General features: G+C 64.5%; 27 protein-coding genes and 1 tRNA gene. 25 read left to right on the top strand and 3 right to left on the bottom strand.

The genetic code is table 11. The features are described 5' to 3' along the window. Positions 1-16: 16 nt before the first annotated feature. Positions 17-1,285, top strand: coding sequence for an NAD(P)/FAD-dependent oxidoreductase (locus H6935_12805; GenBank protein MCP5279227.1), 1,269 nt, complete (start codon positions 17-19; stop codon positions 1,283-1,285). 60 nt (positions 1,286-1,345) lie between these two features. Here H6935_12805 and H6935_12810 read toward each other — a convergent pair whose 3' ends face one another. Together H6935_12810 and H6935_12815 are read right to left on the bottom strand one after the other, a co-directional pair. Continuing rightward, positions 1,346-2,605 carry a HAMP domain-containing histidine kinase gene (locus H6935_12810; GenBank protein MCP5279228.1) on the bottom strand — a complete coding sequence of 420 codons (1,260 nt, stop codon included), beginning with the start codon at positions 2,603-2,605 and terminating at the stop codon, positions 1,346-1,348. Positions 2,606-2,608: 3 nt separating this feature from the next. Continuing rightward, a complete protein-coding gene (locus H6935_12815) occupies positions 2,609-3,286 on the bottom strand; it encodes a response regulator transcription factor (GenBank protein MCP5279229.1) in 678 nt (225 codons plus the stop codon). Between the two features lie 219 nt (positions 3,287-3,505). Between H6935_12815 and H6935_12820 the strand changes: the two genes are divergently transcribed. The 23 genes from H6935_12820 (at position 3,506) to recX (ending at position 22,782) form a co-directional block, all read left to right on the top strand. Beyond that, positions 3,506-3,832 (top strand): hypothetical protein, encoded by a 327-nt coding sequence (locus tag H6935_12820; GenBank protein ID MCP5279230.1) that lies wholly within the window; start codon positions 3,506-3,508, stop codon positions 3,830-3,832. Between the two features lie 21 nt (positions 3,833-3,853). Beyond that, positions 3,854-4,975, top strand: a complete 1,122-nt coding sequence (locus tag H6935_12825) for a sulfite exporter TauE/SafE family protein (protein MCP5279231.1) — start codon at positions 3,854-3,856, stop codon at positions 4,973-4,975. Further along, the gene (locus H6935_12830; GenBank protein MCP5279232.1) at positions 4,972-5,811 is read left to right on the top strand and encodes a universal stress protein; all 840 of its coding nucleotides are present in this window, start codon (positions 4,972-4,974) and stop codon (positions 5,809-5,811) included. The genes H6935_12825 and H6935_12830 overlap by 4 nt, the downstream gene beginning before the upstream one ends. 68 nt (positions 5,812-5,879) lie before the next feature. Beyond that, a complete protein-coding gene (locus H6935_12835) occupies positions 5,880-6,440 on the top strand; it encodes a carbonate dehydratase (GenBank protein ID MCP5279233.1) in 561 nt (186 codons plus the stop codon). A 6-nt stretch (positions 6,441-6,446) separates the two neighbouring features. Continuing rightward, positions 6,447-8,099, top strand: coding sequence for an STAS domain-containing protein (locus H6935_12840; GenBank protein MCP5279234.1), 1,653 nt, complete (start codon positions 6,447-6,449; stop codon positions 8,097-8,099). Continuing rightward, positions 8,086-9,303, top strand: a complete 1,218-nt coding sequence (locus H6935_12845; GenBank protein ID MCP5279235.1) for a methyltransferase — start codon at positions 8,086-8,088, stop codon at positions 9,301-9,303. The genes H6935_12840 and H6935_12845 overlap by 14 nt, the downstream gene beginning before the upstream one ends. Positions 9,304-9,495: 192 nt before the next feature. Further along, a complete protein-coding gene (locus tag H6935_12850) occupies positions 9,496-9,858 on the top strand; it encodes an Hpt domain-containing protein (protein MCP5279236.1) in 363 nt (120 codons plus the stop codon). 224 nt (positions 9,859-10,082) lie between these two features. Next, positions 10,083-10,445 carry a DMT family protein gene (locus H6935_12855; GenBank protein ID MCP5279237.1) on the top strand — a complete coding sequence of 121 codons (363 nt, stop codon included), beginning with the start codon at positions 10,083-10,085 and terminating at the stop codon, positions 10,443-10,445. A gap of 175 nt (positions 10,446-10,620) precedes the next feature. After that, positions 10,621-11,064, top strand: a complete 444-nt coding sequence (locus H6935_12860) for a rhodanese-like domain-containing protein (protein MCP5279238.1) — start codon at positions 10,621-10,623, stop codon at positions 11,062-11,064. Between the two features lie 24 nt (positions 11,065-11,088). Then, complete coding sequence (locus H6935_12865) at positions 11,089-12,711, top strand: methyl-accepting chemotaxis protein (GenBank protein MCP5279239.1); 1,623 nt, start codon at positions 11,089-11,091, stop codon at positions 12,709-12,711. 239 nt (positions 12,712-12,950) lie between these two features. Further along, positions 12,951-14,210, top strand: coding sequence for a serine hydroxymethyltransferase (locus H6935_12870; GenBank protein MCP5279240.1), 1,260 nt, complete (start codon positions 12,951-12,953; stop codon positions 14,208-14,210). Between the two features lie 102 nt (positions 14,211-14,312). After that, on the top strand, positions 14,313-14,780 hold the full coding sequence (nrdR, locus tag H6935_12875) for a transcriptional repressor NrdR (GenBank protein MCP5279241.1): 468 nt from the start codon (positions 14,313-14,315) through the stop codon (positions 14,778-14,780). Between the two features lie 26 nt (positions 14,781-14,806). Beyond that, positions 14,807-15,865 (top strand): bifunctional diaminohydroxyphosphoribosylaminopyrimidine deaminase/5-amino-6-(5-phosphoribosylamino)uracil reductase RibD, encoded by a 1,059-nt coding sequence (ribD, locus tag H6935_12880; GenBank protein MCP5279242.1) that lies wholly within the window; start codon positions 14,807-14,809, stop codon positions 15,863-15,865. Beyond that, entirely contained in the window at positions 15,862-16,635 is a 774-nt protein-coding gene (locus tag H6935_12885; protein MCP5279243.1) for a class I SAM-dependent methyltransferase, read from the top strand. Before ribD ends, H6935_12885 begins: the two co-directional genes overlap by 4 nt. Before the next feature lie 49 nt (positions 16,636-16,684). Continuing rightward, positions 16,685-17,305 (top strand): riboflavin synthase, encoded by a 621-nt coding sequence (locus tag H6935_12890; protein MCP5279244.1) that lies wholly within the window; start codon positions 16,685-16,687, stop codon positions 17,303-17,305. 6 nt (positions 17,306-17,311) lie between these two features. After that, complete coding sequence (gene ribB, locus H6935_12895; protein MCP5279245.1) at positions 17,312-18,397, top strand: 3,4-dihydroxy-2-butanone-4-phosphate synthase; 1,086 nt, start codon at positions 17,312-17,314, stop codon at positions 18,395-18,397. A gap of 23 nt (positions 18,398-18,420) precedes the next feature. Continuing rightward, positions 18,421-18,888, top strand: coding sequence for a 6,7-dimethyl-8-ribityllumazine synthase (locus H6935_12900; GenBank protein MCP5279246.1), 468 nt, complete (start codon positions 18,421-18,423; stop codon positions 18,886-18,888). Positions 18,889-18,896: 8 nt separating this feature from the next. Next, a complete protein-coding gene (gene nusB / locus H6935_12905) occupies positions 18,897-19,370 on the top strand; it encodes a transcription antitermination factor NusB (GenBank protein ID MCP5279247.1) in 474 nt (157 codons plus the stop codon). Between the two features lie 13 nt (positions 19,371-19,383). Beyond that, on the top strand, positions 19,384-20,340 hold the full coding sequence (thiL, locus tag H6935_12910) for a thiamine-phosphate kinase (GenBank protein ID MCP5279248.1): 957 nt from the start codon (positions 19,384-19,386) through the stop codon (positions 20,338-20,340). After that, entirely contained in the window at positions 20,324-20,809 is a 486-nt protein-coding gene (locus H6935_12915; protein MCP5279249.1) for a phosphatidylglycerophosphatase A, read from the top strand. The genes thiL and H6935_12915 overlap by 17 nt, the downstream gene beginning before the upstream one ends. Next, positions 20,800-21,294 carry a CinA family protein gene (locus H6935_12920; GenBank protein MCP5279250.1) on the top strand — a complete coding sequence of 165 codons (495 nt, stop codon included), beginning with the start codon at positions 20,800-20,802 and terminating at the stop codon, positions 21,292-21,294. Before H6935_12915 ends, H6935_12920 begins: the two co-directional genes overlap by 10 nt. A gap of 40 nt (positions 21,295-21,334) precedes the next feature. After that, the gene (gene recA, locus H6935_12925; protein MCP5279251.1) at positions 21,335-22,354 is read left to right on the top strand and encodes a recombinase RecA; all 1,020 of its coding nucleotides are present in this window, start codon (positions 21,335-21,337) and stop codon (positions 22,352-22,354) included. Continuing rightward, complete coding sequence (gene recX, locus H6935_12930; protein MCP5279252.1) at positions 22,351-22,782, top strand: recombination regulator RecX; 432 nt, start codon at positions 22,351-22,353, stop codon at positions 22,780-22,782. Before recA ends, recX begins: the two co-directional genes overlap by 4 nt. On the opposite strand, the gene H6935_12935 is transcribed toward recX, so the two are convergent. Beyond that, positions 22,779-23,957 (bottom strand): iron-containing alcohol dehydrogenase, encoded by a 1,179-nt coding sequence (locus tag H6935_12935; GenBank protein ID MCP5279253.1) that lies wholly within the window; start codon positions 23,955-23,957, stop codon positions 22,779-22,781. The two genes, recX and H6935_12935, sit on opposite strands and share 4 nt — an antisense overlap. 121 nt (positions 23,958-24,078) lie before the next feature. Between H6935_12935 and H6935_12940 the strand changes: the two genes are divergently transcribed. After that, a tRNA-Met gene (locus tag H6935_12940) sits at positions 24,079-24,155 on the top strand. Positions 24,156-24,203: the final 48 nt, after the last annotated feature.

A 24,203-nucleotide genomic window follows, 5' to 3' on the forward strand; every position in this document is an offset into this window, starting at 1 on the left:
CAATAAGGAACACGACATGGCACACATCGTCATTCTCGGCGCCGGCATCGGCGGCATGACCATGGCCTACGAAATGCGCGAGCAGGCCCGCGCCCAGGACAAGGTCACGGTAATTTCCAACCATTCCTTCTTCCAGTTCACCCCCTCCAACCCCTGGGTGGCGGTGAACTGGCGTTCCAAGGACGACATCACCCTGCCGGTGGCGCCCTATCTGGAAAAGAAGGGCATCGCCTTCATCGACACCGGCGCCAAGCGGGTGCACCCGGACCAGAACCGCATCGAACTGGCGGATGGGCGCCAGGTGGAGTACGACTTCCTGATCATCGCCACCGGCCCCAAGCTGGCCTTCGACGAGGTGGAAGGACTGGGGCCGGCGGGCCACACCCAGTCGGTCTGCCACGTGGACCACGCGGTGGAGGCGGGCAAGAACTGGGAGAGCTTCGTGAAGGACCCCGGGCCCATCGTCGTCGGCGCTGTCCAGGGTGCCTCCTGCTACGGCCCGGCCTACGAGTTCGCCATGATCATGGACACCGACCTCAGGAAGCGCCGCATCCGCAGCAAGGTGCCCATGACCTTCGTCACCGCCGAACCCTACATCGGCCACCTGGGCCTGGGGGGCGTGGGGGATTCCAAGGGCCTGATGGAAGCGGCCATGCGCCACCGCCACATCAAGTGGATCTGCAACGCCAAGGTCACCAGGGTGGAAGCGGGCAGGATGTATGTGGCCGAGCATGACGAGAACGGCCAGGTGAAGAAGGAGCACGAGCTGCCGTTCAGATACTCCATGATGCTGCCCGCCTTCAAGGGTATCGACGCGGTGTTCGGCATCGAGGGCCTGACCAACCCGCGCGGCTTCATCGTCGCCGACCCCTACCAGCGCAACCCCAAGTTCTCCAACGTGTATTCGGTGGGCGTGTGCGTGGCCATCCCGCCCGTGGAGGCGACTCCGGTACCCACCGGCACGCCCAAGACCGGCTACATGATCGAGACCATGGTCACCGCCACGGCCCACAACATCCGCGCCGTGCTGGACGGCAAGGAGCCGGACCAGAAGGCCACCTGGAACGCGGTCTGTCTGGCGGACTTCGGCGACACCGGTGCCGCCTTCGTGGCTCTGCCCCAGATACCGCCCCGCAACGTGAATTGGTTCAAGGAGGGCAAGTGGGTGCACCTGGCCAAGGTGGCGTTCGAGAAATACTTCATCCGCAAGATGAAAAAGGGCACCACCGAGCCCCTGTACGAGAAATACGTGCTGGGGGTGCTGGGTATCAAGAAGCTCCACTAACCCAGCGGGCATGGCATGGGCCGAGGCCACCCCGGGCCGGGGTGGCCTCGGCCAGAAATGTCAGGCGAAGGACAATACCGCGCGCGTGCCCTGGCCCTCGATGCTGTCGAGCTCGATGCGCCAGCCGTAGCGGTCGCAGATCTTCTTCACCAGGGACAGGCCGATGCCGGCACCCTGGCTGTGGCGGCCCTTGTACAGCCGCTGGAACACCCGGTCCAGGGATTCCCGGGGGATGCCCAGGCCGGTGTCGCTGATGCTCAGGGTGTGTTCGTCCAGGCCCACGCTGACACTGCCGCGTTCCGTGTAGGTGAAGCTGTTGCGCACCAGATTGGCCAGGACGATGGACAACAGGTTGGGGTCCGCCACCAGGTCCGGGCGGGCGCGGATGTCCAGTACCACGTCCACCGCCTTGCCCTTGAGCAGGTGGCGGTGCTTGTCCAGGGCTTCCTGGAGCAGGCCGGCCACGGACACCGGGTCCCGCCGGCCGTCATCCCGCTCCCGCGCCATGGCCAGGAGGGCGGTGGTGAGGTCGGCCATGTCGGCGGTGGCCCGCTCGATGCGCTCCAGGCGCTGGCGCTCCTTGTCGGGCCGGGTCTCGTCCGCCAGCAGTACCTCCGCCGCGCCCCGGATCACCGCCAGGGGGGTGCGCAACTCGTGGGACACGTCGGCGGTGAAGGCCCGCTCCCGTTCGATGAAGGCCGCCACCCGGTCCAGGCTCTGCTCGAAGGCCCGGGCCAGTTCCCCCAACTCGTCCGGGGGGAAGTCGGCGGCCAGGTCGACATGGGGGGAAGTGGGGCCGATGTGGCGCAGGCGGCGGGCCAGTTCCTTCACCGGCTCGATGACCCGTTCCGCCAGCCAGAAGGCGATGCCGCCGGACACCAGCATCATCAGGGCCACGAAGCCCGCCAGGAAGGCGGTGAGGCGTGCCTGGCGCTCGCTGAACAGGGCCTCGTTGTAGAGCAGGTAGTAGCGCAGCCCGCCATGGTCCGATACCGCCAGGCGGTAAGGCCTGCCCTGCAGGCGCAGGGTATGGCGTCCCGTCGCCACGCCTGCCAGTTCCGGCGGCGGGGGCGGGTCGTTCGCGGTGGCGGGGGAGACAAAGCCCCGCAGGGTGATGGTGGCCGGCGGCACGGAATGGGGGTTGCGGGTACGGCGGGCCTGGTAGTCCTGCATCTCGGCGTTGAGGGTCTCGTCGATGAGCCGCTCGCCCGCGTCCCGCACCCCGATGTGCAAGCCGATGGCGATGATCAGCGCCACGCCGCCCCCCACCGAGGCGAAGGCCAGGGCCACGCGGGAGCGCAGGCTGTGGGAGAAACGCACCGCTCAGTGCTCCGCCGCCAGGCGGTAGCCTATGCCCCGCAGGGTATGGATCAGGGGCGGTGCGCCGTCGACCTCCAGGGCGTGGCGCAGGACGTGCATGTGGGCACGCAGGGCGTCGGAATCCGGTGGCTGGTCGCCCCAGACCGCCCGTTCCAGTTCGCCCCGCTTCACCACCCTGGGGCTGGCCCGCAGCAGGGTTTCCAGCAGCTTCAGGGGGATGGGGGGCAGGTTGAGCACCCGGCCGCTCCTGCTGGCGCGCATGAGGGCGGGGTCGAACTCCAGGTCCCCGGCCCGCAGGATGGCCGGGGAGGCGGCGCCCCGGGCGCGGCGGGCCAGGGCCTTGAGGCGGGCTTCAAGTTCCCGCAGGGCGAAGGGCTTGAGCACGTAGTCGTCGGCGCCGCATTCCAGGCCGGCTACCCGGTCGTCCAGGGCGTCCCGGGCGGTGAGCATGAGCACCGGGGTGTCGCGCCGCGCGTCCTCCCGCAGGCGGCGGCAGACGCTGAAGCCGTCCATGCCGGGCAGCATCACGTCCAGGACGATGGCGTCGTAGTCCTGGGTGACGGCCAGATGCAGGCCGGTGACGCCGTCGCCGGCGGCATCCGTGGAGTGGCCCTTGGCCTCCAGAAAGTCGCACACGTTGGCGGCCAGGTCCGGGTTGTCTTCGATGACGAGGATATGCATGGCCGGATTTTGGCAGCGGGGCGACGGCGTGGACAGGGCTTTGGCGCACCATTGACGCTCGCTTGACGCAACCTGGCCGAATAAAGGGATATTCCTGTCCTTGTGTTAAGATTGCGTCAAGCATGTCACCGACGCCCTGACCAGACGCCCGTCCTGACGGGCGTTGTCTTGTCTAGTGGGCGCGAATCGTTCAGCAACCCTCACTTGTCCGGAGTCATCATGGCCAGCAGCCAAGCCAGTCTGGGCAAGACCCTGTTTTGGGGCGGCCTCACCGCCCTGTTGTACTGGGCCTTGTTCACTTATGCCGAAGATTTCATTCGTCTTGCCCACACCACCGTGGATGCATGCGTGGTGCAGAACGGCATGAGCACCGACTACTACAACAAGCCCACGCCGGAACTGTGCGCGGAAAAGGGCGGCACCCTGGTGGATGGCACCTGGTGGTACGTGTTCGCCCCCATCGCCCTGGCCTTCGCCCTGTCCTACACGCACGGCCTGTTCACCGGCCTGTTCTGGGACGTGGTGGGCCTGAAGGCCAAGAAATAAGGATTCGAGATGGAACACGGCATGGAACTCTTCAACTTCATCGAGCTGGACCTCACCACCTCGATCATCCTCATCCTGGTGGGCTTCGTGGGCGGCATGGTGTCCGGCTTCATCGGTTCCGGCGGCGCCTTCGTGCTGACCCCTGCCATGATGACCCTGGGCGCCCCCGGCATGGTGGCGGTGGCCACCAACATCTGCCACAAGTTTCCCAAGGCCCTGGTGGGCGCGGTGAAGCGCAACAAATACGGCCAGGTGGACGTGAAGCTGGGCCTGGTGCTGGGCGTGTTCGCCGAGGCCGGCGTGCTGTTCGGCAAGCACGTGATGACCGACATCAAGAACGCGTTCGGCGCGGTGGGCACCGACCTGTACGTGTCGGTGATGTTCATCATCACCCTGGCCATCGTCGGCACCTTCGTGTTCAAGGACTACCGCAAGCTCAAGAACATGTCCGATGAAGAGCAGGACAACGTGGGGCTGACCAAAATTGCCAAATGGGTGCAGTCGGTGAAAATCCCCGGCACCATGATCTACTCCCACGCCGCCAAGTCGGAACTCTCCGTGCTGTTCCTGGTGCCCATTGGCTTCGCCACCGGTTTCCTGGCCTCGGCCATCGCCGTGGGCGGCTTCGTGGGTGTGCCGGCCATGATCTATATCCTGGGCGTGCCGGCCATCATGGCCTCCGCCACGGAATTGGTGATCGCCTTCGTCATGGGCCTGGGCGGCACCATCTTCTACGGCATGGAAGGCGCGGTGGACATACGCATGGCCATGCTGATCCTGTTCGGCTCGCTGTTCGGCATCCAGATAGGCGCCATCGGCACCACCTACGTGAAGGACTATCAGGTCAAGTTCACCATGGCGGTGATCATGCTGACGGTGTTGTTCTCCCGCTTCTTCTACATCCCCGGCTACCTCTCCAAGATGGGCATGATCGAGCCCCTGGACGCGGATCTTGCTCAAATACTGAAATACATCGGCGATGGCGTTCTCTATCTGGCGCTGTTTGTCGGTGCATTTACTGTCATCTCCTCCTTGCTCAAGGGCATGAGAGAGCACAGACAGAAGGAAGCCGCCCGGGGCGCGGAAGCCGCGGCGGCCGTTGGAAGTAAGGGTGGGATTACCATTGAGGAGGGCGGCAAATGAGCGGAAATCAGCTAGCCGAGTCCGGCCAGGTACGCAAGATCGTTGTGGCTACGGATGGCTCGGCTTACTCTGATGGTTCCATCCGTGTTGGCCTGGCTTATGGCCAACGTCTGCAAGCAGAGGTATTCGGCTTGTCGGTGGTCATCCACAGTCCGGAATTCGAGACATTTGTCCCCAATCTTGAAGAGTTGTCCGCCCAGCGGGCCCAGGAAGCGCTGTTGAGCTTTCACGCGGCGGCAGGCCAGGATGCCGCGACGATCGTGCTGAAGGCGGGTGATCCCGCCGAGGGTATCGTCGAAGGCGCCAGCCAGGCTGGAGCGGACATGATCGTCATCGGGCGGCGTGGAAAGCGGGGTTTGGCCCGCAGTCACGTGGGCGATGCCACGGTCAAGGTCATCGGCCGTGCCGCCTGCCCCGTGCTGGTGGTGCCGCAGATTGGTCAGCTGTGGTCCAACCGCATCTTGCTGGCCACGGACGGCTCGGAGTGCAGCGTCGCGGCGGCCGAGGCCGCCGGCAACATCGCCCGCCAGTCCGGCCTGCCCATCACCGTGGTGTCCGTGGTGACCTCCAGTCATAGCGATACCCGCCGGAACGCAGCTCAGGAAGCCGTGGACAGCAAGGTGGCCAAGTTCACCGAAATGGGCCTCCAAGTGGACGGCAAGGTGCTGGAAGGGCAACCGGATGAGGCTATCGTCAGGGCGGTGGGTGAAACCGGGGCCGATCTGGTGGTGATGGGTTCCCATGGCCGCACCGGCCTCAAGAAGATCCTCATGGGCAGCGTTTCCGAGCGGGTGATCGGTCAGGTGGCCTGCCCGGTGCTGGTGGTCAAGCCTTAATCCAGGTCTCCTCCTAAACAGGGCCGTGACGGATAATCCGCCACGGCCTTTTTATTTTTGGAGCAACCATGATTCGACGAAACCCAAATGGTCATCTGCCGCAAGTGCACGACACCTCCTTCGTGGATCCCACGGCCATCCTTTGCGGCAAGGTCATCGTGGAAGAAAACGTCTTCATCGGTCCCTACGCGGTGATCCGCGCCGACGAGGTGAATGAAGAAGGCGATATGGAGCCCATCGTCATCGGCGCCGGCTCCAACATCCAGGACGGCGTGGTGATCCATTGCAAGGCGGGAGGCGGGGTGTTCATCGGCCGCAATACCTCCATCGCCCACCGTTCCATCGTGCATGGCCCCTGCACCGTGGGCGACAACGTGTTCATCGGTTTCAACTCGGTGCTGTTCAACTGCGTGCTGGGCAGCAACTCGGTGGTGCGGCACAACTCCGTGGTGGAGGGCTGCGAGGTGCCGGCCGGCTTCTATATTCCCTCCACCACCAACATCCATTCCGACAAGGATCTGGCCAGCATCGCCCGAGTAACACCGGACCAGGCGGGCTTTTCCGAAAGCGTGACTCAGGCCAATCTGGAGCTGGTGAAGGGCTACAAGCGTATTCGCAATGAGTTTTGACCGGGCATGATCGCCCTCCAGGAAGCCGCCGCCGCCGGATTGCTCAACCGGCGCCACCTTGCCCGCAACCTCATGGCCGGCGTGGTGGTGGGGGTGGTGGCCCTGCCCCTGTCCCTGGCCTTCGCCATCGCCAGTGGCGCCACGCCCGAGGCTGGGTTGTATACCGCCATAGTCGCTGGCTTCCTGGCGGCAGTCCTGGGGGGCAGCCGGGTGCAGGTCACCGGCCCCACCGGCGCCTTCATCGTCATCCTGGCCGCCATCACCGCGCAGCACGGCTTCGACGGCCTGCAGATCGCCACCTTCATGGCCGGCCTGATCCTGCTGGCCATGGGCCTGTCCAGGCTGGGGGGCATCATCAAGTTCATCCCCACGCCAGTCATTGTCGGCTTCACCACGGGCATCGCGGTGATCATCTTCGTGGGGCAGTGGAAGGACTTCTTCGGCCTGCCGGCGCCGGTCGGCGCCCATTTCCACGAGAAATTCCTTCACTTGGCCCAGGCCCTGGCCCATCCCCACTGGGCCACCACCGGGCTGGGCCTGCTGGGCCTGGCCCTGGCCCTGCTCACCCCCAAGGTGCTGCCCCGGAGCATTCCTGGCCCCCTGGTGGCCATGGTGGGGGTGACCCTGACCCAGGTCGTGTTCCAGTTCGAAGGGGTGGCCACCATCGGCACGGCCTTCGGCGGCGTGCCCTCAAGCCTGCCGGTGTTCCACTGGCCGGACATCACTCTGGCCCGGGTGGTGGAGCTCATCGGGCCAGCCTTCACCATCGCCATGCTGGGGGCCATCGAGTCCTTGCTGTCTGCTGTGGTGGCCGACGGCATGGCCGGCACCCGTCACGATTCCAACCAGGAGCTGGTGGGCCAGGGGGTGGCCAACATCTTCTCGCCCATGTTCGGCGGTTTCGCCGCCACGGGTGCCATCGCCCGTACCGCCACCAACGTGCGTAACGGCGCCGACAGCCCGGTGGCGGGGATGGCCCACGCCGGGGTGCTGCTCGTCATCGTCCTGGCCGCCGCCCCCCTGGCGGCCCACATCCCCCTGGCCGGCCTGGCCGCCATCCTCTTCGTGGTGGCCTACAACATGAGCGAATGGCGCCATTTCGCAAATCTGGCCCGCACCGCGCCGGGCAACGACAAGGCGGTGCTGCTCATCACCTTCTTTCTCACCGTGTTTACAGACCTGGTGCTGGCGGTGAACGTGGGCGTCATCCTTGCAGCGCTTCTGTTCATGAAGCGCATGGCGGAAACGGTTAAGGTGGAAGGGGTGAACACGGAAGAGATCGAGACCGCCTGCCCCGTGGGGGTGCCTCCAGGCGTACAGGTGTACTCCATTGATGGGCCGTTCTTCTTCGGCGCGGCGGAGACCTTCGAGAACACCCTGATGGGCATCGGCGGCAATGTGAAGGTGGTGGTGGTGCGCCTGGGCCGGGTCCCGCTGCTGGATGTCACGGGCATGGCTGCCCTGGAGCGCATGGCAGGCCACCTGGCCAAACGGGGAGGAGCCCTGATCCTGTGCGAGGCCAACGAGCGTATCACCGTTAAACTGGAGCATTCAGGCTTGGCCGGGCATCTGGGGGCGGTTGGGCCACAGCCGGACATCGCCTCAGCCCTCGAAGCGGCTGAGCGGGCCCTGGCTACCCAGGGCCATGCGAGCCTTTGACCTGAGTGTCCGCTTCCATGCCCTGGGCGACGTGCTCGCTGAACACGCTCACTTCTGGAGACCCAATCCATTCCATGAACTCCGCCCCGCCTGGTGTGGGCGCCACCCCGCCCTCGCAGCGCGCTTGCGGGAATTGGCTGACGGGGATGTCGAAGCGATTGCCGGAGACAACCACGCCCTGATCGCCCTGTTGGCGGAATATGTGCCGGTACTGGATGTCCTGCACGGCCTGATTCGGGTGCAGGCTCTGACAGATACGGCCGTCGTGGATGACTCGCCCCGCCTGCGCCGCCTCCTGGTCCATGTGCCGGGGCGCAAGCAGGATCAGATCACCGCCTTTGTGGCGGGCATGGGGGAGGTGGCCCACCCCGTGCTGGAATGGTGCGCGGGCAAGGGCCACCTGGGCCGCCTGCTGGCCTGGCACCAGCCCCATCCGGTCACCAGCCTGGAGATCCGCCCGGACCTGGTTGAGGCGGGGGTGGACCTGGCCCGGCGCCAGGGCCTGGCCCAGTACTTCGTATGCGGTGATGCCCTGGCACCCGAGGCTCTGGCTCATGTGGCGGACCGCCATGCCGTGGCCCTTCATGCCTGCGGCGACCTTCACCTGGCGCTGCTGAGGGGCGTGGCGGCCGCCGGGGCGCCTGCCCTGGACCTGGCCCCCTGCTGCTACTACCGCACCGTGGCGGACCGCTACGTTCCCCTGTGCGATGACGCGGGACTGTCCCTCAGCAGGGACGAACTTCACCTGGCGGTTACCGAGACCGTCACCGCCGGACAACGGGATCGCCGACGCTCGGATATGTCCGCGGCCTGGAAGCTTGCCTTCCTGGAATGGCGTGCCGGGGCCGGCGTACCCCGGCAAAAGACCTTCAAACCGGTGCCCGACCGCTGGCTCGGCCTGGGGTTCCGAGGCTGGATGGAACGGATGTGTCGACGGGAAGGAGTGCCTGCCCCAGCCGACGGAGAATGGGGTGAAATCGAGGAGGCAGGATGGCATCGCCAGGCAGAGGTGCGCCGCCTGGACCTGGTCCGCCTTGCCTTTCGCCGCCCACTGGAGCTATGGCTGGTGCTGGATCGGGCCCTATTCCTGGAAAGACGTGGCTACCGGGTGCGGGTCTACGAGTTCTGTGCCCGTGCCCTGACTCCCCGCAATCTGTTGATCTCCGCCCGGCATTTGCCTGCCCTGGAGCGATTTGCCCCGTAGGTGGATGCGGATTAAAGTTTTTGCCGATTTTGTCGATAAAAAGTACAGAATCCGGCACAAGGCGTTCCTGGGGAATTCGCTGAAGAATAACGATGGCCCAGCCGGATGGGTCGTGCGCGGGCTTCCGGGGTCATGTGTCAACTACCGCTGCGCTTTGGTGCACGGGGAGTAAACAGGAAAGCGATGCATCAAATGGACCTCACCATCGATTGGGCCAAGCTGGAAGCCCGTTTCAAAGGCAAGCGGGATTTCGTCGACAAACTTGCCAGGACGGCCCTGCACAGCCAGGGAGACAGTCCCGGCAAGCTGCGGCAAGCCGCTGGCTATGGTGATTTCGAGGCCCTGGCCTTCGCCGCCCATAGCTTGAAAGGCATGAGCGGCAACCTCATGGCCGATGAACTGCACACCTTTGCGGCGCGTGTCGAACTGGCGGCGAAGCGCCACGAAACGATGGCGCTGGATGAGGCGGAACTCCTTGCCCAGGCGGTGGAGCGGTTCCTGGCCTGCCTGGTGATAAGGATCGGAGATCAGGCGCACTCGCCTGTCCTTGGCTGAGATCGGGATGCTTCAATCTGCCTGAATCAGTGTACTGCGGCCCAACCAGGATGTATCTGGTAGAGGACCAGTTCCTGGGGACCCATCTGCGGGGCATCGCCGCCCTGCTTCAGGACATGGCGTTCCAAGGGAATTCACCCCTTCAGGCAGCAGGATTCGCCGCCCTCGGGTGGGCCCCGCTCTGGGTATGATGGGTGTCATCCGACCCTTCCGGTTCAGATGCCATGCCTTCCATCCTGTCCCTTCCCTCCGTGCTGCTGCAGACCGTGGCGCTATTGGCCCTGTCCAACCTGTTCATGACGGTGGCATGGTATGCCCACCTCAAGCACCTGAACGACAAGCCCTGGTGGATCGCGGCCCTGGCCAGCTGGGGCGTTGCCCTGTTCGAGTACCTGTTGCAAGTGCCCGCCAACCGCATCGGCTACCAGGCCATGACCCTGCCCCAGCTGAAGATCCTCCAGGAAGTCATCACCCTTGCCGTGTTCGCCCCCTTCGCCGTGCTTTACATGAAGGAGCCCCTGTCCTGGAACTATCTTTGGGCGGGCTTGTGCCTCCTGGGTGCGGTGTATTTCATCTTCAAAACATGAAAACCCGTTTGTTATACAGCTTGGATCGCCAGCAACTCCTTTCACGAATTTCTATGGCCCCGTGCTTCTGATGCGTAGACCCTAAAGTATTTCGGGGTTGTTTCCGATAAGCCTTGTGCCTGTCCTGGTGAATGCTCACCAAGCAGTCGATCTGATAAATAACGAGGAGTACATCATGCGTTTTAATTCCCTGATTTCCTGTTTTGCCCTGGCTTTCATGGCCACTACCCCCGCCCTGGCTGCCGAGGAGACACCCAAGAGCATTCCCGGCGGCACCATGGTGGACGCCGTGAAGGCCAAGGCGCTGCATGACAAGGGCGCCGTATTCGTGGATGCCCGGGTAGCAGCTGAATACGCCGACAAGCACATCAAGGGTGCCATCAGCGTGGTCTACAAGGAGACCCACAAGAAGGTTTCAAAGCTGGATCCCGCCGATTCCTTCGACCTCTCCAAATTGCCGGCCGACAAGGCCAAGGTTCTGGTGTTCTATTGCAACGGCTCACCCTGCTGGCGCGGTTACAAGGCCGCAGCCGCATCCATCAAGGCGGGCTACAAGAATGTGAACTGGTTCCGTGATGGACTGCCGGCCTGGGAAGCAAAGAGTTACCCCACGGAATAAGGTGGAACATAAGGGGAGAGGGAGATGATCCACAGTTTGCGAGGCCTGCTCGTCCTGATGGCAGTCGTGACCCTGGTGGGCATGCTTGTGTTGGGGGGGCTGGCGATCCATGCGGCGCGGGATACGTCGGCCCAGTTGAATGGAGTCAATGAACGCTCCGTCTCCCCCCTGATTCAGCTCCAGACCGTGGAACGCCATATCAAGGAGGTGCGTTTCCGCATTGCGGGGGTGGCGCTGGAGCAGCTGCCTACGGTGGGGTCGGCCAACCACCTGAAAGAGATGATGCAGGCCATTCCGGCGACCTGGTCGGCTTTCGAGAGCGCGGCGGCCGGCCAATCCTTCTCGGATGAAGAGCGGGCCAACCTGGACAAGATACGTGCCGGCATGAAAGGCCTGAATGAGTTGATGGCACGACTGCTGGCGGCCTACCAGAACGACGACATGGCCACCGTGAAAAGTATTCTGGAGGACGACTGGCCCCTGGTGCATGGCCAGGTGATCAAGCCGCTGGAACAGTTCGTACCCTATTACGAGGGCGTGGCCCAGGGAGCCTTCGAGCAGGCCAGGCAGCAGGCGAACAGGTTGATGATCACGGTCGTGGTCTTGCTGTTGCTTTGCCTGGGCGGGGTCGGGGCAGTGAACATCTACCTGCAGCGCAGGTTCAGTAGGCAACTGCGGGCGGCTCGGGAAGCGGTGGAGGCCGTTGCCGGCTTCAACCTGGCCCAGCCTATCGTGGCCCAGGGCCGGGACGAGATCAGCGAACTGCTGCGGGGCCTGGCTGCCATGCAGTCCAGCCTTCGGGACGTGGTGACCCGGGTGCGCGAGGGTGCCGTTGCGCTTGAGAACATGTCCGGCGAACTGGCCGGCGCCAGTTCCGAGGTTGCGGACGCCAGCCACAGCCAGGCGGAGTCCGCTTCCGGTATGGCGGCTTCCATGGAAGAACTATCCGTGTCCATTGACCAGATGCGGGAACATGCCACCGAGTCGACCAATCTTGCCGTCCTATCCGGCGAGGCCTCCAGGCAAGGCAGGGATGTCACCAGGAGCGCGGCCCAGGAGATGGCCTCCATCGCCGAGGGTGCGCGGCAGTCTTCCTCCATTGTTTCGGAGCTGGGTGGGCTGTCTTCAGAGATCAGCGGCATTGTCAACGTCATCAGGGAAATCGCCGACCAGACAAATCTGCTGGCCCTGAATGCGGCCATCGAGGCGGCGCGTGCCGGGGAACAGGGAAGAGGCTTTGCCGTCGTGGCGGACGAGGTGCGAAAGTTGGCAGAGCGTACCTCTTCTTCCACGCAGCAGATCGGCGACATGATCACGCGCATCCAGAGCGGCACACGTCGGGCGGTGGAAGCCATGGAGGCCGATGTGAACAGGGCCAGCCAGGGTGAGGAACTGGCGCATCGTGCTGGCGAATCCATAGAGCAGATCGAACATCGGGCCTCCGAAGTGGTGCGTTCCGTCAATGAGATCCAGCTTGCCCTGAGCGAGCAGAGTTCAGCCGCCAGGGATGTCGCGATACGGGTGGAGCAGATCGCGCAGATGACGGAAACCAATTCCCGAGCCAGCATGAAGACCAGCCAGAACGCCACCCAGGTATCCGGCCTGGCCATGCGCCTGAATGAGTTGGTGGCTGGCTTCCGGGTCTGATTCGGTGCTTGCGGCAAGGCGGTGGGGCAACTGTCCCTCCACCCAGGGGTAAGCGTTCCGGACCCGGATGCGTCCCTTAACCGTTGGTTTCCCGGCCTTTTCGCACGGGAAGCCTGCCTGACCCGGCCGTCGCCACAGGGCGGGAATGTGAATTCATGCTCAGGTGCTCGGCCGGCGTGATTTGCGTGGTGCCGGGCTGATAAAATTACCCAGTTTCCTTCCTTTTATTGGGCCCCAGCATGTTTTCCGCCAGCCAGACCATCGCCTCCACCGATCCCGAACTGTGGGCCGCCATCCAGGCCGAAGCCCACCGCCAGGAAGAGCACATCGAACTGATCGCCTCCGAGAACTACACCAGCCCGGCGGTGATGGAGGCCCAGGGTTCCGTGCTGACCAACAAGTACGCCGAGGGCTATCCCGGCAAGCGCTACTACGGCGGTTGCGAGCACGTGGACGTGGTGGAGCAGCTGGCCATCGACCGGGTCAAGGCCCTGTTCGGCGCGAATGAACACAACTACGCGGCCAACGTGCAGCCCAACTCCGGCTCCCAGGCCAACCAGGCGGTGTTCATGGCCTTCCTCAAGCCCGGTGACACCATCATGGGCATGAGCCTGGCCGAGGGCGGCCACCTCACCCACGGCATGGCCCTGAACATGTCCGGCAAGTGGTTCAACGTCGTTGCCTACGGCCTCAACGAGAAGGAAGAGATCGATTACGAGGCCATGGAAGCCAAGGCCCGGGAGCATAAGCCCAAGCTGATCATCGCCGGTGCCTCCGCCTATGCCCTGCGCATCGACTTCGCCCGCTTCGCCAAGATCGCCAAGGAAATCGGCGCCATCTTCATGGTGGACATGGCCCACTACGCCGGCCTCATCGCCGCCGGGGTGTACCCCAATCCGGTGCCCCACGCTGACGTGGTCACCTCCACCACCCACAAGACCCTGCGGGGCCCCCGGGGCGGCATCATCCTGATGAAGGCCGAGCACGAAAAGGCGCTCAATTCCGCCATCTTCCCCGGCCTCCAGGGTGGTCCCCTGGAACACGTCATCGCCGGCAAGGCGGTGGCCTTCAAGGAAGCGGCCAGCAAGGAGTTCAAGGTATACCAGGAGCAGGTGGCCGCCAACGCCCTGGTGATGTGCAAGGTGCTCATCGAGCGGGGCTTGCGCATCGTCTCCGGCCGCACGGAAAGCCACGTATTCCTGGTGGACCTTCAGGCCAAGAACCTCACCGGCAAGGAAGCGGAAGCCGCCCTGGGCCGCGCCCACATCACGGTGAACAAGAACGCCATCCCCAACGACCCCCAGAAGCCCTTCGTCACCTCCGGCATCCGTATCGGCACGCCGGCCATGACCACCCGGGGCTTCAAGGAGCTGGAGTCCGAGAAACTGGCCCACCTGGTGGCCGACGTGCTGGACGCCCCCAACGACGAGGCGGTCATCGAGCGTGTGAAGGGCGAGGTGACCAAGCTGACGGCGGCGTTTCCGGTCTATGGAAAGTGAGTGAAAAGTGAAATGTGACTCGCCGGTGTGCGGCTCAAGTGAAAGGTGGGAGAACATGCTCACATTTCACATTTCACGTTTCGCATTTCACGCTTTACACAGATGAAATGTCCCTTCTGCGGCGCCATCGACACCCAGGTGGTGGAAACTCGCCTGGCGGAGGACGGCATGTCCATTCGCCGCCGCCGCCGTTGCGCGGCCTGCGACAAACGTTTCACCACTTATGAAACCGCCGAGGTGCGCGTCCCCGCGGTGGTTAAGGCTGCCGGTGAGCGTCAGGAGTTTTCCCGCGGCAAGCTGGAACAGGGCTTCCGCAAGGCCCTGCACAAGCGGCCAGTGTCCACGGAGCTCACCGAACAGGCCATCGACCGGGTGGTGCAGAAACTCCTGGCCCTGGGAGAGAAGGAAGTGCCTGCCCGCCTCATCGGCGACCTGGTGATGAACGAGCTCAAGCGCCTGGACAAGGTGGCCTACATCCGCTTTGCTTCGGTTTACCGGGCCTTCCAGGACGTGGATGACTTCCGCGATGCGATCCGGGATGTGGAAGCGCGGGACGTCGAGAAGCCTTGACCTTCAGCCCTGAAGACCACGCCTGCATGGCCCGGGCCCTGCGCCTGGCGGAGCGGGGTCTGTTTACCACCACCCCCAACCCCCGGGTGGGCTGTGTCCTGGTGAAGGACGGCCGGGTGGTGGGGGAGGGCTGGCACGAGCGGGCCGGCGAGCCCCATGCCGAGGTTCATGCCCTGCGGGCGGCTGGTGACCTGGCTCGGGGCGCCACCGCCTACGTCACCCTGGAGCCCTGTTCCCATCACGGCCGTACCCCTCCCTGCGCCAACGCCCTCATCGACTCCGGCGTGGCCCGGGTGGTGGCCTGCATGCGGGACCCCAATCCCCAGGTCTCCGGCCGGGGCATCGAGCTCCTGACCCTGGCGGGGGTCCGTGCGGAAGTGGGTCTGATGGAAACGGAGGCGCGGGAACTCAACATCGGTTTCATCAGCCGCATGACCCGGGGCCGGCCCTGGCTACGCCTTAAGACGGCTTCCAGCCTGGATGGCAAGTCGGCCCTGCTGAACGGCGAATCCAAGTGGATCACGGGCTCCGCTGCCCGGGCCGACGTCCACCGCCTGCGGGCCCGTGCCTGCGCCGTGCTTACTGGCGTGGGTACCGTGCTGGCGGACAATCCGCGGATGAACGTGCGTGAGCTGGACACTGGGCGCCAGCCCCTGCGGGTGGTGGTGGATAGCCGGTTGCGAACTCCCATCGACGCCAACATCCTGCGGGATGGCGAAACGGTGCTGGTGTGCGCCCAGGCCGAAGCGGGCCGGCGGGACGCATTGTTGTCTGCGGGGGCGCATATCCTGGAATTGCCCGGACCGGAGGGTCGCGTGCACCTTGGGGCGCTGATGCAGGAACTGGGGGCCCGGGGCTTCAATGAGCTTCATGTGGAAGCCGGGGCAACTCTTAATGGCGCCCTGTTGCAGGCCGGGCTGGTGGATGAGTGGGTGGCGTACCAGGCTGCTACGGTCATGGGCCACCAGGCCCGGGGCCTGTTCGACCTGCCGGCCCTTACTGACATGGTTGCCCGGCGGAACTTCCGCCTGATGGATGCCCGCATGGTGGGGCAGGATTTACGCCTGAGACTGCGGCCCGAATGAGCACCGTGGTCGAGCCTGCCTTCAAGGATCATTTTTCCTGCAATTCCTCGGACTACGCCGCTTACCGACCTGCCTATCCACCCGAACTGTTCGCCTGGCTGGCTGCCCAGGTCCAAAACCGAGGGCAGGCCTGGGACTGCGCCACGGGATCCGGCCAGGCGGCCCTGGGACTGGCCTCGCATTTCCAGAACGTGGCTGCCACGGATGCCAGTGCCGACCAGATCGCCCAGGCCCGGCCCCATGGGAGGGTGATCTATCGGGTGGCCCCGGCGGAGTCGTCGGGATTGCCGGCGGCCAGCGTGGACCTGGTCAGCGTGGCTCAGGCGGTCCACTGGTTCGACCTGCCTGCCTTCCATGCCGAGGTGAAGCGGGTGCTTAAGCCGGGGGGTGCGCTGGCTATCTGGTGCTACGAACGCCTGCGGGTCGAACCCGTCCTGGATGAGTCCATCGAGGACTTCTACTGCCGCCAGTTGGGCCCCTACTGGCCGCCGGAGCGCCGTCACGTGGAGGCGGGCTACCGGGTCCTGGATTTTCCCTACCGGGAAGCGTACGTGCCGGCCTTCACCATGGGGGCAGCCTGGAACCTGGACCAGCTCATGGGCTATTTCGCCACCTGGTCCGCGGTGAAGGCCTGTCGCCGGGCGACGGGGAGGGATCCCCTGCCCGCGTTGCGGGATCGCCTGGCCGGCGCCTGGCGTGGCTCTGGTGTTTCCCTTGCCAAGCCTAAAATCATAAAATGGCCCCTTTCCCTGCGGTTCGGCCGCGCGTAACAGTCTTGCTGCGGCCACCAGCTCTTAAATAACCGAGGCGTCACCCATCATGTTTACAGGCATCATCCAGGCCGTCGGCCACGTCACCCATTTGCAGGAATCCCAGGGGGGCGACGCCCGGGTTACCATCGCTGCCGGCGGGCTGGACATGGGCGACGTACATCTGGGTGACTCCATCGCCTGCAATGGCGTGTGCCTGACGGTGGTGGACAAGACGCCGGAGAGCTTCGACGTGGTGGTGTCCGGTGAGTCCTTTTCCTGCACCATCGGCTTCGCCCCCGGCGACAAGCTGGACCTGGAGAAGGCCATGCGCCTGTCGGACCGTCTGGGCGGCCACCTGGTGTCGGGCCACGTGGATGGCGTGGGAGAGGTAAAGCGTTTTGAACAGGTGGGCGACTCCTGGCTGCTGGAAATCCGCGCCCCCGCCAAGCTGGCCCGCTACCTGGCGCCCAAGGGCTCCATCGCCGTGAACGGCGTCTCCCTTACCGTGAACCGGGTGATCAACGGCCATGACGGCACCGACTTCACCATCAACCTGATTCCCCACACCTTGGAAAACACCATGCTGCATGCCGTCAAGCCCGGCGACAGGGTGAACCTGGAGGCGGACATGCTGGCCCGCTACGCAGAGCGCCTGCTGCATTACATCAACCATACCGACAAGGACTGAACTGGCATGTCCCTCGCCCCCATCACTGAAATCGTGGCCGAGCTGAAGGCCGGCCGCATGGTCATCCTCGTGGACGAGGAGGACCGGGAAAATGAAGGCGACCTGGTCATGGCCGCCGAGTTCGCCACTCCGGAAGCCATCAACTTCATGGCCAAGTACGGCCGCGGCCTCATCTGCCTGACCCTGACCGACGAGCGTTGCCGCCAGTTGGGCCTGAAGCAGATGGTGAGCGACAACCAGACCCCCCACGGCACCGCCTTCACCGTCTCCATCGAGGCCGCCGAGGGCGTGACCACGGGCATCTCCGCCGCCGACCGGGCGGTGACCATCCTGGCCGCCGTGAAGCGGGAAGCCAAACCCACGGACATCATCCAGCCCGGCCACATCTTCCCCCTGCGGGCCCAGCCCGGCGGCGTGCTGAAGCGGGCCGGCCACACGGAGGCTGGCTGCGACCTGGCGGCCATGGCAGGCCTGGTGCCTGCCTCCGTGATCTGCGAGATTCTCAAGGAAGACGGCACCATGGCCCGCCTGCCGGACCTGATCGAATTCGGCGGGGAGCACGGCCTGAAGATCGGCGCCATCGCCGACCTGATCCAGTACCGCAGCGAGAACGAGGCCCTGGTGAAGCGGGTGGCGGACAAGACCGTGCAGACCGCCTACGGCCCCTTCCTGCTGGTGGCCTACCATGACGAGACGGTCGACGAGACCCACCTGGCCCTGGTGAAGGGTGAGATCAGTGCCCAGGCCGAGACCTTGGTGCGGGTGCATGAGCCCGTTTCCGTGCTGGATTTCCTGGATGCCGGCACGGGCCATTCCTGGAGCATGGACGGGGCCATGCGCACCCTGGCTGCCGCCGAGCGGGGCATCATGGTGCTGTTGCACCGCCCGGAAAGCGGGACCGATCTGATGCAGCGGCTCACGCCCCAGCCCCAGGCCTCCTCCAAGTTCGACCTGCGCAACTACGGTATCGGCGCCCAGATCCTGCGGGACCTGGGGGTGGGGAAAATGAAGCTCATGGCGCACCCGCGCCGCATGCCTTCCATGACCGGCTTCGGTCTGGAAGTCACCGGATACCTGGAACAAGGCAACTGAGAAGTTAAGGAAAGGGAAGCGACATGGCACGCTACGACAAGATTTTCGAATTCGAACCCAGCCTGGATGGCGCCGGCCTGCGGGTAGGCGTTGTGATGAGCCGCTTCAACATCGACGTGGTGGAAGGGCTGTTGTCCGCCTGCACCGCGGCCCTGCTGAAGCATGGCGTTGCTGCCTCCGACATCCACATCGCCACCGTGGCGGGCGCCCTGGAAATCCCCCTGGTGATGAAGAGGATGGCCGAGTCCGGCAAGTATGATGCCCTGGTGGCCCTGGGCGCGGTAATCCGTGGCGAGACCTACCACTTCGAGGTGGTTTCCAACGAGATGGCCAGCGGTATCACCCGGGTAAACCTGGATACTGGCATTCCCATTGCCAACGGCGTGCTCACCACCAACACAGACCACCAGGCCATGGAACGCGTGTCCGACAAGGGCAAGGAAGCGGCCCAGTGCGCCATCGAGATGGCCAACCTGCTGAAGGCCATCTGAAAGCGATCATGTCCGTAAAGCAGTCAAAATCCGGGCGCGGCAGCCGCCAGATATCCCGCGAGCTGGTGTTGCGCGCCCTGTATGAGTGGCAGGTGGCCCGCAGCGACCTGGCCGCCCTCCTGGTGCACATGGAGGCGGAAGAGGACGACGGCGTGTGTCTCAGCGCCGAGGCCAACATGGGCTTTTTCCGTGAGTTGCTTGAAGGCGTGCTAAAGGAAGTGGGTGCCCTGGACATGGCCCTGGAGCCTCATCTGGACCGGGCCCTGGAGGAGCTTTCCCCCATCGAACACGGCGCCCTGCTGATCGGTGCCTACGAGCTCAGACACACCCTCAACGTGCCCTACAAGGTGGCCATCAACGAGGCGGTCAACCTGACCAAGAAATACGGCGGCACCGATGGCCACAAGTTCGTCAACGGCGTGCTGGACAAGCTGGCCAAGGTGACACGCCAGGTGGAAGTAGAGGCGGCGGGGCGGGGGTAAGCCTTCGCGGGTCATGCCTTCCGAATTCGAACTCATTGCCCGCTTCTTCACCCGCCCTGCACCTGGCGCGACGCTGGGGGTGGGAGATGATGCGGCGCTGATGCGACTTTCTCCCGGCATGGAACTGGCCGTTTCCACCGACATGCTGGTGGCGGGCCGCCACTTCCTGCCAGACGCCGATCCCTATCTGCTGGGCCACAAGGCCCTGGCGGTGAATCTTTCAGATCTGGCGGCCATGGGCGCCAGGCCCCGCTGGGCCACCCTGGCCCTGGCCCTGCCGGAAGCGGACGAGGCCTGGCTTTCGTCCTTCAGCCAGGGTTTCCTGGACATGGCCGACCGGTTTGAGGTGGACCTGGTGGGCGGCGACACCACGTGCGGACCTCTTAACCTGTGCATCACCATCCTGGGCGAGGTACCCCCTGGCCGGGCCCTGCGCCGGGATGGGGCCAGACCGGGAGATGATGTCTGGGTCTCCGGTGACCTGGGGGGCGCGGCCCTGGGCCTGCGCCACGCGCTGGGCCAGCTTGCCCTGCCGGAGGATGAAGCCAATGCCTGTCTGTGCAGGCTCCAGGCCCCGGAACCCCGGGTGGCACTGGGGCGTGCCTTGGTGGGGGTGGCTGGCGCGGCCATCGACGTCTCCGATGGTGTTATGGCAGACCTGGGGCATATCCTGGATCGTTCGATGGTGGGGGCCGAAATCATGTTCGAGCAACTGCCTGCCCATCCGGCAGTGTCCGCCCGTCTGAACGAGGCGGTGGCCCAGCATTGCCTGCTGGCTGGTGGCGACGACTACGAGCTGTGTTTCACGGCGCCGCCGGAACGGGCCTCGGAAGTGGTGGCGGCGGGCGAGGCGGCGGGGGTGCGGGTGACCTGGGTGGGGCGTATCGTCCAGGCACCGGGCTTGCACCTGCTGGGGCCGGAGGGACAGGCCATATCTTCGGAGGTCCGCGGCTATGACCACTTCGCCTGACCGCCCCCTCGATCGTCCCTTCCTGCTGGCCCACCCGGCCCATTTCCTGGCCCTGGGCTTCGGCGCAGGGCTGTCCCCCAAGGCGCCAGGTACCGTGGGGACCCTGGTGGCCTTTCCCCTTTTCTGGCTGTTGCTGGAGTCTCCTTTTTTCTGGGGTTGGGTAGCGCTGTTCCTCGCGGTGGGCATCTGGGCCTGCGGGGTGACCGGCCGGGCCCTGGGGGTCCATGACCACGGTGGCATCGTCTGGGACGAGGTGGCGGCCTTCCTGCTGGTGCTGCCCTTCGCGCCGCTTTCCTGGTTTGGTTACGTCCTCGCCTTTGCCCTGTTTCGCCTGTTCGACATCTGGAAACCTTTCCCCATCGGCTGGCTGGATGCCCGGGTGAAGGGGGGGCTGGGAGTGATGCTGGACGACGTGCTGGCGGCGGTCTACAGCATTCTCTGTCTCCTGGGGTTGCAGGCATGGATGTGAACCAGGACGAATTGGAAAGACTGGCGGCGGGTCTGGGCGAGGTCTTGCTGGCCAAGAACTGGATGCTGGCCTGCGCCGAGTCCTGCACCGGCGGCTGGGCGGCCCAGGCATGCACGGCCATCGCCGGCTGTTCCGCCTGGTTCGAGCGGGGATTCGTCACTTACAGCAATGCGGCCAAGATGGAACTGTTGGGGGTACCGGAGGCTCATCTGGTGAGCCATGGGGCGGTTAGCCTGGAGGTCGCTCGGGCCATGGCCGAGGGAGTGTTGCGCCATAGTCGGGCCCAGGCCGCCTTCGCCATCACCGGCATCGCCGGTCCCTCGGGCGGCTCACCGGAAAAACCCGTGGGAACGGTGTGCTTCGCCTGGGTCGTGACCGGGCAGGAGGCCGTGATGGAGCAGGTGCAATTCGAGGGCGACCGCCGGGCTATCCGGGCCCGGTCGGTGGCCTATGCCCTTAGACATATGCGGGATTTGGTTATTTAGGCTCGTGCCATAATCAGCCCCGTTTTCAGGAGGAACAGACATGGACGACAACAAGGCCAAAGCCCTCGCGGCGGCCCTGGCCCAGATCGAAAAGCAGTTCGGCAAGGGCTCCATCATGAAGATGAGCGACGGCAGCGTGGCCGAGGATATCCAAGTGGTGTCCACCGGCTCCCTGGGCCTGGACGTTGCCCTGGGCGTGGGCGGTTTGCCCCGGGGCCGGGTGGTGGAGATATACGGCCCGGAGTCGTCCGGCAAGACCACCCTTACCCTGCAGGTCATCGCCGAGATGCAGAAGATCGGCGGCACGGCGGCCTTCATCGACGCGGAACATGCCCTGGACCCCCAGTATGCCCAGAAGCTGGGGGTGAACGTGGCAGAGTTGCTCATCTCCCAGCCTGACACGGGCGAACAGGCCCTGGAGATCGCAGACATGCTGGTGCGTTCCGGCGGCGTTGACGTGATCGTCATCGACTCCGTGGCAGCCCTGACGCCCAAGGCGGAAATCGAGGGCGAGATGGGAGACTCCCACGTGGGCCTCCAGGCCCGCCTCATGAGCCAGGCCCTGCGCAAGCTCACCGCCACCATCAAGCGCACCAACACCCTGGTGATCTTCATCAACCAGATCCGCATGAAGATCGGCGTCATGTTTGGTAACCCGGAAACCACCACCGGTGGCAACGCCCTCAAGTTCTACGCCTCCGTGCGCCTGGACATCCGCCGTATCGGCGGCATCAAGAAGGGCGACGAGGTCATCGGCAACGAGACCCGGGTTAAGGTTGTGAAGAACAAGGTGGCTCCTCCGTTCAAGGAAGCCATCTTCGACATCCTCTATGGCGAGGGCATCTCCCGCCAGGGCGAGATCATCGAGCTGGGCGTGGCCCACAAGCTCGTCGACAAGTCAGGTGCCTGGTACGCCTACCAGGGCGAGAAGATCGGCCAGGGCAAGGACAACGCCCGGGAATATCTGAAGGAGCACCCGGAGATCGCCGCCGAGATCGAGGCACAGATCCGCGAGAAGCTGGGCGTGAAGTCCGCCGTGCAGGCGCCGGCCGAGGCTTGAAGCTCCGAGACAGGGCACTGAACCTTCTGGCCCGGCGCGAACACAGCCGGGCTGAGTTGGCGCGCAAGCTGGCACCCCACGGCGACCCGGACGAAGTCGCTGTTGTGTTGGATGAGCTGGAGCAAGAAAACCTGCTCTCCAATGCCCGGTACGCCGAGTCCCTGGCCCATTCCCGCGCTGGCCGACATGGCAGCCTGCGCCTGAAGGCGGACCTGCGAGAGAAAGGTGTGCCCGAGGCAGTCATCGGCCAGGTGGTGGCTGGGGCGCGGGAGCAGGACCTGGTGGCCGCCCGGGAAGTATGGGGCAAGAAGTTCAGCCAGCCTCCCAGGGATGCGGCCGAACGGGCCAAACAAATGCGTTTCCTGGCAGGACGGGGATTTCCAGCGGAGGTCGTGCGACGCGTTGTGGGCGGCTGCGACGACGACTAAAGCCGGGCGCGCAGGATGCCAGCAATCTCCTCGTCGGCCAGGACGATGGGATTGGTTTTCATGCTGGAGCCCCGGCTGTTGACCACGATGCGGGGAATGTCCGCTTCCCTGATTCCGTAGGCGCCCAGGCGAGGAAGGTTCAGGCGCCGGGTCCAGTCTCCCAGTGTGTTCACCAGGGTGGTCCGTGCCTCTTCATCGGGAAGGTTTTCCCGGGCCAGCAAACACCCGGCAAGCGCATATTTTTTCAGGCCAGGATTGCCCGGGTCTCGCTGCTTCAGTACATCGATGTTGACGCGGGTGGCTTCCGCCACCAGGGTGCCGCACACCACGCCATGGGGAATCGGAAAGAAGGCCCCCAAAGGCGAGGCCAGGCCATGCACCGAGCCCAGGCCCACGTGGGCCAGGGTAATGCCTGAGAGCAGGGCAGCATAGGCCATGTTGGCCCGGTGTTCGGCCTCATCGCCCTCGCCTTCATACCAGGCCAACAGTGCGTCCCGGGCCCGTTCCATGCCGGATACGGCCAGGATGTCCATAAACGGATTGGCCTTGCTTGAAACGTAGGACTCCAGCAATTGGGTGAAGGCGTCCATGCCGTTGGCTGCCAGTACCCGTGGTGGGCAGGCGTCCAGCAGGTCAGGGTCGATGATGGCCCATTCCGCCATGAGTCTTTCGTCGCGGAAGGATTTCTTGAAGCCTTGCTCGCCATGGATGGAGAGCACCGCGTTCTTGGTGGCTTCCGAACCTGTGCCAGCGGTGGTGGGCACGGCAATGAAGGGTGTGCCAGGGCCATGGTAAGGCAGTTCGGGCCCCACGCCTTCCAGGTGGTCCATCACCGAATTGCCTGGCTTCAGCAGGCCGGCGATGGCCTTGGCGGCATCCAGGGCGCTACCGCCGCCGATGCCGACGACGCAATCAATGCCTTTGCCCAGGTGTTGGCTCACGACCTCATCCACCAGTTGGGGGGAGGGCTCGCCCGCCACGTGCACAAGCTCCCAAGCGATGCAGCGATCCTCGAGCGCGGTAGTGAGCTCAGGCCAACGGGGGTTTTCCGTGAAGGAATGGGCCCCTGTCACGATCAATGCGCGTGTGCCGAAGCCGGCGATTTTCGGGGGCAGTGAGTTGAAAACGCCTGATCCGAATTCGATGCGCGGCAGACGTGCTAGATTGAAATACATGGGAACCGTCCAGAGATGTTCAGTAGGGCTGATCCTAAAAGAAGCACCGCGCCAGTAAAAATCTTTTGGCATTGTGTGTTGACGACCATAAGGGTGGACTGTATAGTCTCGCTTCTCCAGTCGCGGGGTGGAGCAGTCTGGCAGCTCGTCGGGCTCATAACCCGAAGGTCACAGGTTCAAATCCTGTCCCCGCAACCAGTTCTTTAAAAACATACTTACAGCCTTAAGGTGTGAGCATTGGGTTGG

The sequence above is a fragment of the Thiobacillus sp. genome (genome assembly GCA_024235835.1).
In the GTDB taxonomy this organism is placed as follows: Bacteria; Pseudomonadota; Gammaproteobacteria; order Burkholderiales; family Thiobacillaceae; genus PFJX01.

Excerpts from the sequence above, each read along its gene's own strand:
- H6935_12835 (MCP5279233.1), top strand. The coding sequence starts at position 5,880 with ATGATTCGACGAAACCCAAATGGTCATCTGCCGCAAGTGCACGACACC.
- ribD (MCP5279242.1), top strand. The coding sequence starts at position 14,807 with ATGGCCCGGGCCCTGCGCCTGGCGGAGCGGGGTCTGTTTACCACCACC.
- H6935_12845 (MCP5279235.1), top strand. The coding sequence starts at position 8,086 with ATGCGAGCCTTTGACCTGAGTGTCCGCTTCCATGCCCTGGGCGACGTG.
- nusB (MCP5279247.1), top strand. The coding sequence starts at position 18,897 with ATGTCCGTAAAGCAGTCAAAATCCGGGCGCGGCAGCCGCCAGATATCC.
- H6935_12915 (MCP5279249.1), top strand. The coding sequence starts at position 20,324 with ATGACCACTTCGCCTGACCGCCCCCTCGATCGTCCCTTCCTGCTGGCC.
- H6935_12865 (MCP5279239.1), top strand. The coding sequence starts at position 11,089 with ATGATCCACAGTTTGCGAGGCCTGCTCGTCCTGATGGCAGTCGTGACC.
- ribB (MCP5279245.1), top strand. The coding sequence starts at position 17,312 with ATGTCCCTCGCCCCCATCACTGAAATCGTGGCCGAGCTGAAGGCCGGC.
- H6935_12890 (MCP5279244.1), top strand. The coding sequence starts at position 16,685 with ATGTTTACAGGCATCATCCAGGCCGTCGGCCACGTCACCCATTTGCAG.
- H6935_12825 (MCP5279231.1), top strand. The coding sequence starts at position 3,854 with ATGGAACTCTTCAACTTCATCGAGCTGGACCTCACCACCTCGATCATC.
- H6935_12830 (MCP5279232.1), top strand. The coding sequence starts at position 4,972 with ATGAGCGGAAATCAGCTAGCCGAGTCCGGCCAGGTACGCAAGATCGTT.
- thiL (MCP5279248.1), top strand. The coding sequence starts at position 19,384 with ATGCCTTCCGAATTCGAACTCATTGCCCGCTTCTTCACCCGCCCTGCA.
- H6935_12855 (MCP5279237.1), top strand. The coding sequence starts at position 10,083 with ATGCCTTCCATCCTGTCCCTTCCCTCCGTGCTGCTGCAGACCGTGGCG.
- H6935_12805 (MCP5279227.1), top strand. The coding sequence starts at position 17 with ATGGCACACATCGTCATTCTCGGCGCCGGCATCGGCGGCATGACCATG.
- H6935_12900 (MCP5279246.1), top strand. The coding sequence starts at position 18,421 with ATGGCACGCTACGACAAGATTTTCGAATTCGAACCCAGCCTGGATGGC.
- H6935_12860 (MCP5279238.1), top strand. The coding sequence starts at position 10,621 with ATGCGTTTTAATTCCCTGATTTCCTGTTTTGCCCTGGCTTTCATGGCC.
- H6935_12840 (MCP5279234.1), top strand. The coding sequence starts at position 6,447 with ATGATCGCCCTCCAGGAAGCCGCCGCCGCCGGATTGCTCAACCGGCGC.
- H6935_12870 (MCP5279240.1), top strand. The coding sequence starts at position 12,951 with ATGTTTTCCGCCAGCCAGACCATCGCCTCCACCGATCCCGAACTGTGG.
- H6935_12815 (MCP5279229.1), bottom strand. The coding sequence starts at position 3,286 with ATGCATATCCTCGTCATCGAAGACAACCCGGACCTGGCCGCCAACGTG.
- H6935_12820 (MCP5279230.1), top strand. The coding sequence starts at position 3,506 with ATGGCCAGCAGCCAAGCCAGTCTGGGCAAGACCCTGTTTTGGGGCGGC.
- H6935_12935 (MCP5279253.1), bottom strand. The coding sequence starts at position 23,957 with ATGTATTTCAATCTAGCACGTCTGCCGCGCATCGAATTCGGATCAGGC.
- H6935_12920 (MCP5279250.1), top strand. The coding sequence starts at position 20,800 with ATGGATGTGAACCAGGACGAATTGGAAAGACTGGCGGCGGGTCTGGGC.
- nrdR (MCP5279241.1), top strand. The coding sequence starts at position 14,313 with ATGAAATGTCCCTTCTGCGGCGCCATCGACACCCAGGTGGTGGAAACT.
- recA (MCP5279251.1), top strand. The coding sequence starts at position 21,335 with ATGGACGACAACAAGGCCAAAGCCCTCGCGGCGGCCCTGGCCCAGATC.
- H6935_12850 (MCP5279236.1), top strand. The coding sequence starts at position 9,496 with ATGGACCTCACCATCGATTGGGCCAAGCTGGAAGCCCGTTTCAAAGGC.
- H6935_12885 (MCP5279243.1), top strand. The coding sequence starts at position 15,862 with ATGAGCACCGTGGTCGAGCCTGCCTTCAAGGATCATTTTTCCTGCAAT.